Consider the following 13,776-nt stretch of genomic DNA (forward strand, 5'->3'; position numbering starts at 1 on the left):
AGCATCGCGACCGACCACCTGATGCACTTCCCCGGGAGGTTCGCCGAGCAACTCGTCACCGAACAGCTGCACCGCGTGTCGCTGAGCTTCCTCGTCGACGACCTGATCGTCCGGCGTGGCGGCATCGGGGCCAACATCGCCTACGGCATGGGCGTGCTGGGTGTCGCGCCGGTGCTGGTGGGCGCGGTCGGCGCCGACTTCGCCGACTACCGCTCCTGGCTGGAGCGGCACGGCGTGGACTGCTCCGGGGTGCACGTGTCCGAGGTCGCCAACACCGCCCGCTTCGTGTGCACCACCGACGACGACATGTGCCAGATCGCGTCGTTCTACACCGGCGCCATGGCCGAGGCCCGGCTGATCGAGCTGGCCCCGGTCGCCGACCGGGTCGGCGGCTTCGACCTGGTGCTGATCAGCCCCAACGACCCCGAGGGCATGCTCCGGCACGCCGAGGAGTCCAGGCAGCGCGGCTACACCTTCGCCGTCGACCCCTCGCAGCAGCTGGCCCGCATGGAGGGCGAGCAGATCCGCGAGTTCATCACCGGCGCGGACTACCTGTTCAGCAACGACTACGAGTGGGAGCTGCTGCGCCGCAAGACCGGCTGGTCCGAGCAGGAGGTCATGGACCGGGTCGGCCTGCGCATCACCACCCTGGGCGAGAAGGGCGTCGAGATCGTCGCCAAGGACGGCACCCAGCTGCACGTCGGCGCCGTCCCGGAGACCGCCAAGGTCGACCCCACCGGCGTCGGCGACGGCTTCCGCGCGGGCTTCCTGGCCGGGCGCGCCCATGGTCTGACGCTGGAGCGCTGCGCCCAGCTCGGCTCGATGGTCGCCGTCCTCGTCCTGGAGGTCGACGGCCCCCAGGAGTGGACCTTCGACAAGGCCACCGCCGTCTCCCGCATCGCGGGCGCCTTCGGCCCCGACGCGGGCACCGAGATCGGCGCCGTGCTCCCCGGGTGATCTTCGCGTGATCGCCGCCGTGCCCCCAGGTCACGGCGGCGATCACAACGCGGTCAGCACCCGAGGCCCGTCCTCGGTCACCGCGATCGTGTGCTCGACATGCGCGGCCCGAGACCCGTCCACGGTCCGCAGCGTCCACCCGTCCGCGTCGGTGCCGAAGTCGTCCCCACCCAGGTGCAACATCGGCTCGATCGCGATCGCGAGCCCCGGCCGGAGCCGCAGCCCCCGCCCGGCTCGCCCCTCGTTCGGCACCTCGGGCGCCTCGTGCATCGCCCGCCCGATCCCGTGCCCCCCGAAGTCCGGCGGGATCCCGTACCCCGCTCCCCGCCCGACCTCGCTCACCGCGTGCGCGATGTCTCCCATCCGCGCCCCTACCACGGCCGCCTTGATCCCCGCCGCCAAGGCCCGCTCGGCGGTCGCGATCAACTCCAGATCCGCCGCCCGAGCCGTCCCCACCACGAACGACACGGCCGCGTCGGCATGCCACCCGTCCACGTGCGCGGCGAAGTCGATGCTGAGCAGATCCCCGTCCCGCAACCGGGTCCCATCCGGGATCCCGTGCACGATCGCGTCATTCACCGAGGTACAGAGCACAGCGGGGTAGGGCGTCGACGCGAACCCCGGCAAGTACCCAAGAAACGACGACTGGGCCGCGTGCGCCGCGAGCACCCCTCTCGCCACCTCGTCCAACTCCAGCAGCGACACCCCGATGCCCGCTGCCTCCCGAACCGTCGCGAGCGCCTCCGCCACCACCAGCCCCGCCACCCGCATGGCGTCCAGCTCACCGGCCGTCTTCAACTCGATCATGGGGATAACTATACCGGTATTTCTATCCCGGACTACCATGGGTCCCATGGTGCGACAGCCACTGAGCCCCGACGACCGCGCCCGAGGCGCCCTCCTGGGCGAGATGCTCCGAGCCGCCCGAGGCGACCGCAGCATGGTGGACGTCGCCGCCGCCGCAGGCATCTCGGTCGAGACCCTCCGCAAGATCGAACGCGGCCGAGTCCCCACCCCCGCGTTCTTCACCGTCGCCGCCATCGCCGGTGCGGTCGGCGTGTCCCTGGAGCAGCTGCTGACCTCAACGGAACCTGCCGAACAAGGCCGCTTGTCGGCCTGAATCCTGGCCGACGCGCCAACATCCACACAAAGAGCAGGGGCGGAGATCCGTAGGATCCCCGCCCCTTGAAAACCGATCAAAGCTTCACAGGATAATGCGGCTCCGGTACCACCGGCGTAATCCGCCGCTCAATGAAGATCCCATGCCACAACATGAACACCAACAACGCCCAGATCCGCCGACTGTGATCCAGCGCCCCAGCCTTGTGCTCCTCCAACAACCGCATAACCGCGTTCTTGTCGATCAGAGCATCAGTCTGCGAGCGCATCACGATATCCCGCGCCCACTCGTACATCTCATCCTTCAACCACAACCGAATCGGCACCGGGAACCCCAGCTTCCGCCGATTCAGCACATGCGCGGGCACCACCTTCCGCATGGCCTGCCGCAACGCGAACTTCGTGGTCTCCTTGGTGATCTTCTGCTCCAACGGCACCTGCGCCGCCACCCGGAACACCTCGGGATCGAGGAACGGCACCCGCAGCTCCAGCGAGTTCGCCATCGTCATCTTGTCAGCCTTGACCAGGATGTCCCCCCGCAGCCACGTGTACAGATCCACGTGCTGCATCCGGGTGACCGGATCCCAGTCCACCGAGTCCCGGTAGTGCGGCCCGGTGATGTCCCGATGCCCGATTCCCGGATCGAACGTCCGCAGCACCGACTTCAGCTGGTCATCCCGGAAGATCCGAGCGTTCCCGTAGTACCGCTCCTCCAACGTGAGCGACCCGCGCCGCAACAGGTCCTTACCGCGAGTCCCCTCGGGAATCTTCGTGGACACCCGCCCCATGAACTTCCGCAGCGACCCGGGCACCCGCTCGAACGGCGCCAACGACAACGGCTCCCGATAGATCGTGTACCCGCCGAACAGCTCGTCCGCGCCCTCGCCGGACAGCACGACCTTCACGTGCTTCCGGGCCTCACGCGCGATGAACCACAGTGGGACCAGCGCCGGGTCCGCCACCGGGTCGTCGAGGTACCAGACGATCAGTGGGAGCGCGTCCATCATCTCGCGCGCGTTCACCGTGCGGACCACGTGCTTCACGCCGATCGCGGCCGCCGACTCCGCGGCCACGTCGACCTCGGAGTAGCCCTGCCGCTCGAAGCCGGTGGTGAAGGTCACCAGGTCCGGGTTGTGGTCGCGGGCCAGGGCCGCGATCGCGGTGGAGTCGATGCCGCCGGACAGGAACGAGCCGACCGTGACGTCCGCGCGCATGTGCATGCGGACCGAGTCGCTCATGACGTCGGCGATGCGCTGGTAGAGGCTTTCCGCGTCGGCCGGGCCGCGGACCGGGGTCGGCGCGAAGCGGGGCTGCCAGTACCGCTTGACGACCGGCTCCTCACCGGGCGTCAGGGTGAAGCAGCTGCCGGACTCGATCCGGTGAATCGTGGTGTGCAGGGTCGACGGCTCGGGCACGTACTGCAGCGTCATGTAGTACTGCAGCGACCGGCGGTCCAGCTCCTGCTTCAGGCCGAGCAGCGGCGCCAGCTCCAGGATCGACTTCTTCTCGCTGGAGAACGCCACACCGCCCTGGCCCGCGGCGTAGAAGAGCGGCTTGATGCCGAACGGGTCGCGCGCGCCGAACAGGGTCTGGCGCTGCGAGTCCCAGATCAGGAACGCGAACATGCCGCGCAGCCGGGTGACCGCCGCCTCGCCCCAGTAGTGGTACGCGGCCACGATCGTCTCGGAGTCACCGTCGGTGTGGAAGCGGGCGCCGTGGCGCTCCGTCAGTTCCGCGCGTAGCTCCAGGTAGTTGTAGATCTCGCCGTTGAACAACAGCGTGTAGCGCTGCGGTGCCTCCGGCGGGCCCCAGGGCAGCGGCTGGTGGGAGTGCTCGATGTCGATCATGGACAGTCGGTTGAAGCCGAAGACGACCTCACCGCCGGTCCAGGTCCCGCTCTCGTCGGGACCGCGGTGCCGCTGGCAGCGCATCGCGGCGCCGACGGCCGAACGCGCCGCGGCGGCGTCCATCTCGGAAGGGCAGACCAGGCCAAGCAGACCGCACACGCTTCTCGCGCACCTCTCGTGTCGAGCCGGGGTACATCTGGCGGGGAAGACGCCAGTATGCCGGTTCCGGTTGCCCCGGCCGTGACCTGGTGGAGGCCCGGCGGTGGGTGTGACCGACATCCGATCACCCCTCGGGGGGTGTGGCGCCGGTCGCTCGGCTAGGCTGCGCAGTGCTCTCCGAGAGTGCTTGTGAGTGCTGCCCAACGGCCGCGCGCGAGGGCCCGGAGCAGCACAGATGTTGCGTGGCAGTACCGCGTCGTGAAGGAGTCGAGCAGTGGGCACACCCAAGGCCGCCGGGAGCCGTTCGCCGGTCGCGCGGCTGAGCAAGCTCGCCGGTCTTCTCGCCCTGGTCGTGTTCGCGGCCTCCGGCTGCTCCACCGACGAGGTCCTGCGCTTCGGCTGGCCGGAAGGCATCACCCCGCAGGCCGACCGGATGCGCCAGTTCTGGACCTGGTCGGTCGTCGCCGCGCTGATCATCGGCGTGATCACCTGGGCGCTCATCCTCTGGCCGGTGCTGGCGCACCGCAAGCGCGGCGAGAAGCTGCCGAAGCAGTTCCAGTACAACCACTTCCTGGAGTGGATCTACACCGGCATCCCGGTCGTGATCGTGGTCGTGCTGTTCTACTTCACCGCCACCACCCAGAACTACGTGCAGGCGCAGGCCAAGGACCCGGACGTCACCGTGGACGTGCTGGCGTTCCAGTGGAACTGGCAGTTCGAGTACAAGTCGGTGAAGGACGCGAGCGGCACCGAGGCGACCCCCAAGGCGCCCGGCGACCAGCCCGTCCGCACCGTCGGCAGCTCCACCGAGATCCCGCTGCTCGTGCTGCCCGCGCACCGCACCATCCAGTACAACCTGCACTCGCGGGACGTCATCCACTCCTTCTGGGTGCCGGAGTTCCTGTTCAAGCGGGATGTGTTCCCGCACCCGGAGCGCAACAACCAGGACTCCGACTTCCAGAACACCATCGACCGCACCGGCTCCTTCGTCGGCCGCTGTGCCGAGCTGTGCGGCACCTACCACTCGGGCATGAACTTCGAGGTCCGGGTGCTCGAAGGCGAGCAGTTCGACCAGTTCCTCAAGCTGCGCCAGCAGGTCAACGACAAGACCGGCAAGCCGTACACCACGGCGGAGGCGCTGGCGAAGATGAACTGCGGCGAGCTGTGCACGCCCACTGCGGTCACCACCAAGCCGTTCAACACCGACCGCACGGCCCGCACCGCGACCAACTAGTCCACCCCGGACAGGTGAATGTGAGGACAGCATGAAGGTCGAAGCCAGGCTCTTCGATATCACGACCGGCTTCTTCTTTCTCTCCGCGCTCGTCTACGGGCTGTGGGCGAAGGAGCCCGTCGGCACGGTGGCCCTGATCCTCACCGGCGGTCTCTCGCTGATCGTCGGCTCCTACTTCCACTTCGTCGCCCGGCGGTTGGAGCACCGCCCGGAGGACAACCCGGACGCCGAGGTCAGTGACGGCGCGGGCGAGCTGGGCTTCTTCAGCCCGGGTAGCTACTGGCCGGTCGGCCTGGCCGCCTCGGCCGCCATCGCCGCCTTCGCCATGGCGTTCTGGCAGGTGTGGCTGCTGGTGATCGCGATCGTGCTGATCCTGATCATGGTGGGCGGGCTGGTGTTCGAGTACCACACCCGGCCGAACGCCGACTGATCCCCGATTTCACCGCGGCCCCGCACGACTTTCGTGCGGGGCCGCGGTGTTTGCGGGTTCGCGCAGGTGGTCGCGTTGGGGCGGCGGCAAGTCCACTCGTGTGGGGTACAGAAGTTGTCCACAGGCGAAGCTGTTCGATGATCGACAAACCCGGGACTGTCGGGCCTGCGGCAGCGAGCCGGGCGCGTCCACAGTGGAGGACTCGACCCGATCAGCCCGTAAACAGGCCCAGGAAGCCCGTCAGGCGAGTTCGCGGGAGCGAGTGGCCCAGCGAGCCAACAGGTCCGCCGCGGTGCCGGAGTCGATGGCCTGGGCAGCCCTGTCGAGGCCCGCCGCCAGGTCCGCGTGGACATCCTCGGTCGGCCCGCGGTGCGCGGCGATCGCACCGGCCGCGTTGAGGATCACCGCGTCGCGCACCGCGCCCGCCTTGCCGCCCAACAAATCCCGCACGACCTGGGCGTTGAACGCCGCGTCACCACCGCGCAGATCCTCCGGACGAGCCGGGGCGATCCCCAGCCGCGACGGGTCGATGGTGTCCTCGCGGACCGTTCCGCCGCTGACCACCCAGACCGCCGTCGTGGTCGTGGTCGTGATCTCGTCCAGGTTGTCGTTGCCGCGGACCACCAGCACGTTCGTCCCGCGCGCGGCGAAGACCTCGGCCATCGTGGGCGCCATCCGGGCGTTCGCACAGCCGACCAGGCCCGCGCCCGGCTGGGCCGGGTTGGTCAGCGGGCCCAGCACGTTGAACGCCGTGGGGATGCCCAGCTCGCCGCGTACCGGTCCGGCGAAGCGCAGGGCCGGGTGGAAGGCCGGGGCGAAGCAGAAGCCGATCCCGACCTCGCGCACACACGCGGCCACCGCCTCCGGCGACAGCTCGATCGCGACACCAAGCTCTTCCAGCACATCCGCGGTGCCGCATTTGGACGAGGCCGCGCGGTTGCCGTGCTTGACCACCGGGGCGCCCGCCGCCGAGGCGACGATGGCGCTCATCGTGGAGATGTTCACCGTGTGTGCCTGGTCGCCGCCGGTGCCCACCACGTCCACCGCGCCCGCCGCCTCCGCGCGGTCCAACGGGACCAGCCGGGCGTTGGCCATCATGCCCTGGGCCAGGCCGCCGATCTCCGCGGGCGTCTCGCCCTTGGCGCGCAGCGCGACCACGAAACCGGCGATCTGCGCCGGGGTGGCCGAGTCGGTCATGATCTCGTTCATCGCCCACGCGGTGTCGGCGGTGTCCAGGTCGTTCCCGGCGATCAGCTGGTTGAGCAAGCTCTTCCAGGTGCGGTCCATGCTCAGCCCCGCAGTAACGGCAGCCGCTTGTTCCGCAGCACGTCGGCCACGGTCTCGGCGGCGGTCAGCGGGTCGAGCGGGTGCACCAGCACCGCGTCCGCCTGCGACCAGGTGGCCAGCCAGCGGTCGTCCTTGCGGCGCACCGCCACCACGATCGGCGGGCAGTCGGTGATCTCGTTCTTGAGCTGCCTGCACAGGCCCATGCCGCCGGTGGGCTGCGCCTCGCCGTCCAGCACCGCCAGGTCCACGCCGCCCGCGTCCATCGACATCAGCACCTCGGCGATGGTGCCGACCTCCTCGAAGGCGACCCGGCCGATGTCCGCGGCCGGACGGCGGCCGATCGCTGTGATGATCGTCTCCCGGACCTCGGGACGGTGGCTGAAGACCAGGATCTTCAGTGCGGCAGTGCTCATGCTGCGTCCCTTCGCGGTCCTCGCTGCGGTCACGCCCGGCCGGGCGGGTCGATGTTATCGGTCTCACGCCCGTCGGTCTGCAGCACATCCCACCCGGACGCCGTGCCGTCCAGCCGCTGCGCCAGACCGGCCATCCGGGACCGTTCCCGGGAGATGGTCAGCGCGGTCACCACCTCCGCGCGCACCGCGTGCAGGAGTATCGAATCCCCTTCACCGGCGCCGACTTCCCGCAGCGCGTAGCCGTCTAGCTCGATCAAGGTGGAGGCCTCCGCCACCCGCGCCCTGGGCAGTACGAGATGGTGCCGCAGCACCGCCGTCTCGGCCGCTCGCCAGTCACTCGCCCGGGTGAGGGCGGCGGAGGCGGCCTCGGCGTCGTCGAACGAACCGGCCACGACCACCAGCCCGGGTGAGTCGACGGTCGGACCGGTCGGCCGCGCCCTGGTGAACAGCGTACGAACGCGAACCTGGATCCGATCGAGAAACCGCACGTCCCCGCCTTTCCGGACACCCCGCGCCGGGCCGATCACTGTGACGCGGTCTACTCACGACCCGACCGGGCGAGCCGGGTACCCGCAAGACATAATGCGACCCGTGACTGCAGCAGCGCCCTCCATTGGCCAGCGTGTGCACTCGCTGAACCGGCCGAACATGGTCAGCGTCGGCACCATCGTGTGGTTGTCCAGCGAACTGATGTTCTTCGCCGGCCTGTTCGCCATGTTCTTCACCGTCAAGGCGCAGAACACCACGGGCGTGTGGCCGCCGCCGCTGGCGGACGGGGAGCCGGTCCACCTGAACATCCCCTACGCGCTGCCGTTCACGATCATCCTGGTCGCGTCCTCGTTCACCTGCCAGCTCGGCGTGTTCGCCGCCGAGCGCGGCGACGTGTTCGGCCTGCGGCGCTGGTACGTGCTGACGCTGGTGATGGGCGCGATCTTCGTCGGCGGCCAGGCGTACGAGTACTACAACCTGGTGGTCAACGAGGGGGTGACCATCCCGTCCGGGGCGTTCGGGACGGTCTTCTTCCTTACCACCGGCTTCCACGGCCTGCACGTCATCGGCGGTCTGATCGCGTTCGTGTTCCTGCTGATCCGCACCAGGCTGAGCAAGTTCACCCCGGCCCAGGCGACCTCGGCGATCGTGGTGTCCTACTACTGGCACTTCGTCGACGTGGTGTGGATCGGCCTGTTCGCGGTCATCTACCTGGTCCCATGATCGCCTCCCGTATCGTGCACGCCCACGAGCGGGGCGCTCGCGGGGCCCGAACCGACAGCAAGGGTTGCCGTTAAATGATCAAGAAGCTACGGAGCCGCGGCAAGCTGCGCAGGCGAGTGGCCGGACTGCTGGCCCTCGGTTTCGCGCTGACGTCGGTCGGGTTCCTGTACTCGGCGTTCGCGCCGGAACCGTCGGTCGCCGAGGCCCAGGGCGACTCCGCGCTGCTGCGCCAGGGTGAGCAGATCTACAACAACACCTGCATCAGCTGCCACGGCGCGAACCTGGAGGGCGTGCAGGACCGCGGGCCCAGCCTGATCGGGGTCGGCGAGGCCGCCACCTACTTCCAGACCGCCACCGGCCGGATGCCCGCGGTGCGCCAGGAAGCCCAGATCGAGCGCAAGCCCCCGAAGCTGAGCCCCGAGGAGATCGACGCCATCAGCGCCTACGTGCAGGCGCACGGCGGCGGCAACCAGCTGCCCGACGCCAAGGGCGAGCAGCTGCGCGGCGACAACCCGGCCCGCGGCGGCGAGCTGTTCCGGCTCAACTGCGCCTCCTGCCACAACTTCACCGGCCGCGGTGGCGCCCTGTCCTCCGGCAAGTACGCGCCGACGCTGGACGGGGTCACCGAGACCGAGATCTACGCCGCGATGCTCACCGGCCCGCAGAACATGCCCAAGTTCTCCGACCGGCAGCTCACCCCGGACGAGAAGAAGGACATCGTCGCCTACGTCAAGTCGGTGACCGATGGCAACAACAACCCCGGCGGCAACCCGATCGGCGGGCTCGGGCCGCAGTCCGAGGGTCTGATCGCATTCATCGTGGGGATCGCCGCGCTGGTCGGCGTGACCCTCTGGATTGGGGCGAAAGCATGAGTTCCACCAACCCCACGGACGTGCCCGGCGACGAGGAGCTCGCCGCCATGTCCCGCGCGGACCTCGTCCGCCTCGGCGGTCAGCTCGACGAGGTCGAGCTCATCGAGTACCCGGACCCGTGGCCGGTCAAGGGCACCCGGGCCGAGCGGCGGGCCGAGCGCCTGGTCGCGCTGTGGTTCCTGATCGCGGCCGTGGCGGGCCTCGGCTTCGCGGGCGTGTTCCTGTTCTGGCCGTCCGCCTACACCGCGCCCAACACGGACGGGTACTTCATGTACTCGCTGTACACGCCGCTGCTGGGCGCCACGCTCGGCCTGTCGGTGCTGTCCGTGGGCGTGGGCGCGCTGCTGTACACGAAGAAGTTCATCCCGCACGAGGTGGCCGTCCAGCAGCGGCACGACGGCGGCTCGACCGAGGTCGACAAGGCCACCATCCTGGCCCACCTGACCGACGCCGGTAGCCGCAGCACCATCGCCCGCCGCTCGCTGATCAAGCGCACCGCGGGCCTCGGCGCGGGCGCCATGGGCCTTGGCGTCGGCGTGTTCGCGCTCGGCGGCCTGGTCCGCGACCCGTGGGCGCAGACGAACACCCCGAACTCGCTCTGGCACACCGGCTGGATGCAGCAGACCAAGGAGCGCGTCTTCCTGCGCAGGGACACCGGCGACCCGGAGGAGATCGCCCTGGTCAAGCCGTCCGACCTGGACGCTGGCGCGATGGAGACGGTGTTCCCGTTCCGCGAGTCCGAGCGGCACGACCACGAGGCGCTGTCCGCCGCACTCAAGCGCTCGGACAACCCGGTCATGCTGATCCGGCTGCGCCCGGAGGACTCCGCCAAGGTCATCAAGGCCGCTGGCCAGGAGGACTTCAACTTCGGCGACCTCTACGCGTACACGAAGATCTGCAGCCACCTCGGCTGCCCGACCTCGCTGTACGAGCAGCGGACCAACCGGATCCTCTGCCCGTGCCACCAGTCGCAGTTCAACGCGCTGGAGTACGCCAAGCCCATCTTCGGTCCGGCGACCCGCAAGCTCCCCCAGCTCCCCATCGCGGTCGATGAGGAGACGGGTTACCTTTATGCCAGGAGCGATTTCATCGAGCCGGTCGGGCCCGCCTTCTGGGAGCGCAAGTCATGAGTGCCATCACAACTCCCACCAAGCCCAACAACCTGGCCAGCCGCGCCGCGGGCGGGGCGGCCAAGTGGGCCGATGACCGCTACCACATGGCCGGTGGCCTGCGCCGACAGCTCAACAAGGTCTTCCCGACGCACTGGTCGTTCCTGCTCGGCGAGATCGCGCTGTACAGCTTCATCGTGCTGCTGCTCACCGGCACCTACCTGGCGCTGTTCTTCGACCCCTCCATGCAGGAGGTCGTCTACCAGGGGTCGTTCGCCAACCTGCGCGGACTGGAGATGTCCCGGGCCTACGAGTCGGCGCTGACCATCAGCTTCGACGTGCGCGGCGGCCTGTTCGCCCGGCAGATGCACCACTGGGCGGCGCTGCTGTTCATGGCCTCGATCGTGACGCACATGTTCCGGGTGTTCTTCACCGGCGCGTTCCGCCGTCCGCGCGAGGTCAACTGGGTCATCGGCGTCAACCTGTTCCTGCTCGGCGCCACCGAGGGCTTCGCGGGCTACTCGCTGCCGGACGACCTGCTCTCCGGCGCGGGTCTGCGGATCATGTCCGGCCTGATCCTGTCGATCCCGGTGCTGGGCACCTGGGTGCACTGGCTGCTGTTCGGCAGCGAGTTCCCCGGCGAGGACATCGTGCCGCGGCTCTACACCGCGCACATCCTGCTGCTCCCGGGCATCCTGCTCGCGCTCATCGGCGCCCACTTGGCCCTGGTCTGGTACCAGAAGCACACCCAGTTCCCCGGCGTCGGTCGCAAGGAGACGAACGTCGTCGGCGTGCGCATCATGCCGGTGTTCGCCGTCAAGGGCGGCGCGTTCATGGCGGTCGTCGTGGGCGTCACCGCCGCGCTGGGCGGCCTCTTCCAGATCAACCCGATCTGGAACTTCGGGCCGTTCAACGCCGCGCACATCTCCGCGGGCACCGTGCCCGACTGGTACATGGGCTGGACCGACGGTCTGATCCGGCTGTGGCCCGCGTGGGAGGTCTACCTCGGGGACTACACGATCCCGGCGGCGTTCTTCCCGTTCATGCTCGGTCTGCCGCTGCTCGGCGGTATCGCGGCGGTGTATCCCTGGATCGAACGGAAGTTCACCAAGGACTACGCGCACCACAACCTGCTGCAACGGCCGCGGGACGTGCCGGTCCGCACCAGCCTGGGCGTCATGGCGATCACCTACTTCATGGTGTCGCTGCTCTCGGCGGCCAACGACGTGCTCGCGGACAAGTTCTTCATCTCGCTCAACGCGACCACCTGGATCGGCCGTATCGGCCTGCTGATCCTGCCGCCGATCGCCTACTACATCACCTACCGCATCTGCCTGGGCCTGCAGCGCTCGGACCGCGAGGTGCTGGAGCACGGCGTGGAGACCGGCATCATCAAGCGCCTGCCGCACGGCGAGTTCATCGAGATCCACCAGCCGCTCGGCCCGGTGGACGAGCACGGCCACCCGATCCCGCTGGAGTACCAGGGCGCGCCGGTGCCGAAGAAGATGAACAAGCTCGGCTCGGCCGGTGCCCCGGTGCAGGGCTCCTGGCTCACGCCGGACCCGGCGGAGGAGACCGCCGCCCTGGCCCGCGCCCGCGCGGCCCAACACGGCCACCTCGCCCAGCTGGAGTCCGGGTCGTCCGACGAGTCCGCTGGAGATACCGCGAAGCACTGAGCTTTCCGGTGAAGGGCGGCACTCCCGGTGTTCCGGGGGTGCCGCCCTTCACCTGTTCCAGGGTCCCCGTGCCGGGCGACGCGTTTTCGCGATAGCCTGCCGCGGTGATGGAGCGGGTCGGACGCCGCGTGACGGTGTTGGCGGTGATCGCCGGATCGGTGCTCGCGGGCTGCGGGTCACCGGCGGAGCCACCGGCACCGCCCGCACAGAACCAGGCAGTGGCGGGAGAGAGCGCGGAAGCGCCGCCGCCCACCGAGACACCCAGCGTGACGTCCACACCAAGCCTGCCCGCGGCGCCGACCAGCGCCCCCGGCAAGCCGTCCACCGCGGCGAGCACCAAGGCGGCAGAGGACTGCCCGCTGCCCAAGTCCGGCTTCGACTGCGACTTCCAGCGCCGCTTCGCCGCCGCCCAGGCCTACGTGGCCCAACGCCCCGGCACGGTCGGCATCGTGGTGCGCGACCGCACCACCGGCGCGGTGTGGCGCAACGACCACGCGGGCGACCTGACCTGGACCGCGTCCACGATCAAACTGGCCATGGTGGTCGACATGCTGGCCCGCGACCGCGCGGGCACGATCACGCTCACCGCCGCCGACCGCTCGCTGATCACCGCCATGCTGCACAGCTCCGACGACAACGCCGCCGACTCGCTGTGGTCGAAGTACGGCGGCACGGATCACACGACGTTCAACGCGGCGTTCCCCCGCTACGGCATGACGTCGCTGCAGCCGCAGAAGGGCTACAGCAAGATCTACCCGTACTGGGGCTTCCAGAAGTGCACACCGGACGACCTGGACCGGCTCGTCAACTATGTGCTGGACAAGGTCCCGGCCGCCGACCGCGACTACATCCTCGGCCAGCTCCGCACCGTGGCCGCCAACCAGCAGTGGGGCGTGTGGGGCGCGGGCCCGTCCGCCCGGCCGGGCAACAAGGACGGCTGGTCGGAAGAGGACGGCGGCTGGGTGATGAACTCGGTCGGCTTCCTCGGCCCCGGCGAGCGCTACACGCTGTCCATCATGAACAACCTGCGCGGCAAGGGCGACTACGACGACGGCAAGCAGACCGACACCGAGGTGGCCCGGATCCTGTTCGCGGGCCGGTTCTAGTCCTCGCCGATGTCGAACGCGGTGTCGGTGTCCCGCCGGGAGAACGACCGGTAGGCGATGTGGGTGGCGGTGTCCAGCACCCCGTTGATCTTGGCGATCCGACCAGGGATGAGCCGGGCCAGGTCCTGGTGGTCCTCGACGCGCAACACGGCGATCAGGTCGATGTCCCCGGCACAGGAGTAGACCTCCGCCACGCCCTCGACGTCGGCGATGGCCTGCGCCGTCTCCGGGATGGCGTCGGTGGCGGCACTGATCAGCACGATCGCGGTGATCATCGGTGTCCTTTCGCCGGGTACGGGTCTCAGCCTAGATCAGGGCAGTAGGCTCGTCCCGCCACGTAGTCCCCCTACGAGAG

15 protein-coding genes are annotated in these 13,776 nt (G+C 69.2%); 9 read left to right on the forward strand and 6 right to left on the reverse strand.

Annotation, left to right across the window (positions count from 1 at the left end):
- The first annotated feature begins 21 nt into the window (after nucleotides 1-21).
- Nucleotides 22-957, forward strand: coding sequence for a carbohydrate kinase family protein (locus C503_RS0128910; protein ID WP_245572609.1), 936 nt, complete (start codon nucleotides 22-24; stop codon nucleotides 955-957).
- Between the two features lie 42 nt (nucleotides 958-999).
- Here the strand turns inward: C503_RS0128910 and map are convergent, their stop codons facing one another.
- On the reverse strand, nucleotides 1,000-1,764 hold the full coding sequence (gene map / locus C503_RS0128915; protein WP_018685712.1) for a type I methionyl aminopeptidase: 765 nt from the start codon (nucleotides 1,762-1,764) through the stop codon (nucleotides 1,000-1,002).
- A 46-nt stretch (nucleotides 1,765-1,810) separates the two neighbouring features.
- On the opposite strand from map, the gene C503_RS0128920 reads away from it, so the two are divergent.
- Nucleotides 1,811-2,077, forward strand: coding sequence for a helix-turn-helix domain-containing protein (locus tag C503_RS0128920; protein ID WP_018685713.1), 267 nt, complete (start codon nucleotides 1,811-1,813; stop codon nucleotides 2,075-2,077).
- Nucleotides 2,078-2,153: 76 nt separating this feature from the next.
- Here C503_RS0128920 and asnB read toward each other — a convergent pair whose 3' ends face one another.
- Nucleotides 2,154-4,082 (reverse strand): asparagine synthase (glutamine-hydrolyzing), encoded by a 1,929-nt coding sequence (asnB, locus tag C503_RS0128925; RefSeq protein WP_018685714.1) that lies wholly within the window; start codon nucleotides 4,080-4,082, stop codon nucleotides 2,154-2,156.
- 274 nt (nucleotides 4,083-4,356) lie between these two features.
- Here asnB and ctaC point away from each other — a divergent pair, with 274 nt between their 5' ends.
- Together ctaC and C503_RS0128935 are read left to right on the forward strand one after the other, a co-directional pair.
- Nucleotides 4,357-5,316 carry an aa3-type cytochrome oxidase subunit II gene (ctaC, locus tag C503_RS0128930; protein ID WP_018685715.1) on the forward strand — a complete coding sequence of 320 codons (960 nt, stop codon included), beginning with the start codon at nucleotides 4,357-4,359 and terminating at the stop codon, nucleotides 5,314-5,316.
- Nucleotides 5,317-5,347: 31 nt separating this feature from the next.
- Entirely contained in the window at nucleotides 5,348-5,746 is a 399-nt protein-coding gene (locus tag C503_RS0128935) for a cytochrome c oxidase subunit 4 (RefSeq protein ID WP_018685716.1), read from the forward strand.
- Nucleotides 5,747-5,986: 240 nt separating this feature from the next.
- Here the strand turns inward: C503_RS0128935 and trpD are convergent, their stop codons facing one another.
- The 3 genes from trpD to C503_RS41275 are packed head-to-tail and all read right to left on the reverse strand — an operon-like array spanning nucleotide 5,987 to nucleotide 7,934.
- Entirely contained in the window at nucleotides 5,987-7,033 is a 1,047-nt protein-coding gene (trpD, locus tag C503_RS0128940) for an anthranilate phosphoribosyltransferase (RefSeq protein WP_018685717.1), read from the reverse strand.
- 2 nt (nucleotides 7,034-7,035) lie between these two features.
- Nucleotides 7,036-7,446 (reverse strand): hypothetical protein, encoded by a 411-nt coding sequence (locus C503_RS0128945; RefSeq protein ID WP_018685718.1) that lies wholly within the window; start codon nucleotides 7,444-7,446, stop codon nucleotides 7,036-7,038.
- A gap of 29 nt (nucleotides 7,447-7,475) precedes the next feature.
- Nucleotides 7,476-7,934 carry a hypothetical protein gene (locus tag C503_RS41275; RefSeq protein ID WP_018685719.1) on the reverse strand — a complete coding sequence of 153 codons (459 nt, stop codon included), beginning with the start codon at nucleotides 7,932-7,934 and terminating at the stop codon, nucleotides 7,476-7,478.
- A gap of 94 nt (nucleotides 7,935-8,028) precedes the next feature.
- Between C503_RS41275 and ctaE the strand changes: the two genes are divergently transcribed.
- From ctaE to C503_RS0128975, 5 genes are all read left to right on the forward strand, one after another.
- Nucleotides 8,029-8,658 (forward strand): aa3-type cytochrome oxidase subunit III, encoded by a 630-nt coding sequence (ctaE, locus tag C503_RS0128955; RefSeq protein WP_084477362.1) that lies wholly within the window; start codon nucleotides 8,029-8,031, stop codon nucleotides 8,656-8,658.
- A 74-nt stretch (nucleotides 8,659-8,732) separates the two neighbouring features.
- Nucleotides 8,733-9,530, forward strand: a complete 798-nt coding sequence (gene qcrC / locus C503_RS0128960; protein ID WP_018685721.1) for a cytochrome bc1 complex diheme cytochrome c subunit — start codon at nucleotides 8,733-8,735, stop codon at nucleotides 9,528-9,530.
- Nucleotides 9,527-10,660 (forward strand): cytochrome bc1 complex Rieske iron-sulfur subunit, encoded by a 1,134-nt coding sequence (qcrA, locus tag C503_RS0128965; RefSeq protein WP_018685722.1) that lies wholly within the window; start codon nucleotides 9,527-9,529, stop codon nucleotides 10,658-10,660. The genes qcrC and qcrA overlap by 4 nt, the downstream gene beginning before the upstream one ends.
- Nucleotides 10,657-12,315: a cytochrome bc1 complex cytochrome b subunit gene (gene qcrB / locus C503_RS0128970; protein ID WP_018685723.1), complete on the forward strand. Its 1,659-nt coding sequence runs from the start codon at nucleotides 10,657-10,659 to the stop codon at nucleotides 12,313-12,315. Before qcrA ends, qcrB begins: the two co-directional genes overlap by 4 nt.
- Nucleotides 12,316-12,422: 107 nt before the next feature.
- Entirely contained in the window at nucleotides 12,423-13,421 is a 999-nt protein-coding gene (locus tag C503_RS0128975) for a serine hydrolase (RefSeq protein ID WP_018685724.1), read from the forward strand.
- Here the strand turns inward: C503_RS0128975 and C503_RS0128980 are convergent.
- Nucleotides 13,418-13,696 (reverse strand): Lrp/AsnC family transcriptional regulator, encoded by a 279-nt coding sequence (locus tag C503_RS0128980; protein WP_018685725.1) that lies wholly within the window; start codon nucleotides 13,694-13,696, stop codon nucleotides 13,418-13,420. The two genes, C503_RS0128975 and C503_RS0128980, sit on opposite strands and share 4 nt — an antisense overlap.
- Nucleotides 13,697-13,776: the final 80 nt, after the last annotated feature.

The sequence above is a fragment of the Actinokineospora enzanensis DSM 44649 genome (assembly GCF_000374445.1).
Taxonomy (GTDB): domain Bacteria; phylum Actinomycetota; class Actinomycetes; order Mycobacteriales; family Pseudonocardiaceae; genus Actinokineospora; species Actinokineospora enzanensis.

Coding starts and splice junctions, on each gene's coding strand:
- C503_RS0128910 (WP_245572609.1), top strand. CDS start 22: ATGCACTTCCCCGGGAGGTTCGCCGAGCAACTCGTCACCGAACAGCTG.
- map (WP_018685712.1), bottom strand. CDS start 1,764: ATGATCGAGTTGAAGACGGCCGGTGAGCTGGACGCCATGCGGGTGGCG.
- C503_RS0128920 (WP_018685713.1), top strand. CDS start 1,811: ATGGTGCGACAGCCACTGAGCCCCGACGACCGCGCCCGAGGCGCCCTC.
- C503_RS0128935 (WP_018685716.1), top strand. CDS start 5,348: ATGAAGGTCGAAGCCAGGCTCTTCGATATCACGACCGGCTTCTTCTTT.
- trpD (WP_018685717.1), bottom strand. CDS start 7,033: ATGGACCGCACCTGGAAGAGCTTGCTCAACCAGCTGATCGCCGGGAAC.
- C503_RS0128945 (WP_018685718.1), bottom strand. CDS start 7,446: ATGAGCACTGCCGCACTGAAGATCCTGGTCTTCAGCCACCGTCCCGAG.
- ctaE (WP_084477362.1), top strand. CDS start 8,029: ATGCGACCCGTGACTGCAGCAGCGCCCTCCATTGGCCAGCGTGTGCAC.
- qcrC (WP_018685721.1), top strand. CDS start 8,733: ATGATCAAGAAGCTACGGAGCCGCGGCAAGCTGCGCAGGCGAGTGGCC.
- qcrA (WP_018685722.1), top strand. CDS start 9,527: ATGAGTTCCACCAACCCCACGGACGTGCCCGGCGACGAGGAGCTCGCC.
- qcrB (WP_018685723.1), top strand. CDS start 10,657: ATGAGTGCCATCACAACTCCCACCAAGCCCAACAACCTGGCCAGCCGC.
- C503_RS0128975 (WP_018685724.1), top strand. CDS start 12,423: ATGGAGCGGGTCGGACGCCGCGTGACGGTGTTGGCGGTGATCGCCGGA.
- C503_RS0128980 (WP_018685725.1), bottom strand. CDS start 13,696: ATGATCACCGCGATCGTGCTGATCAGTGCCGCCACCGACGCCATCCCG.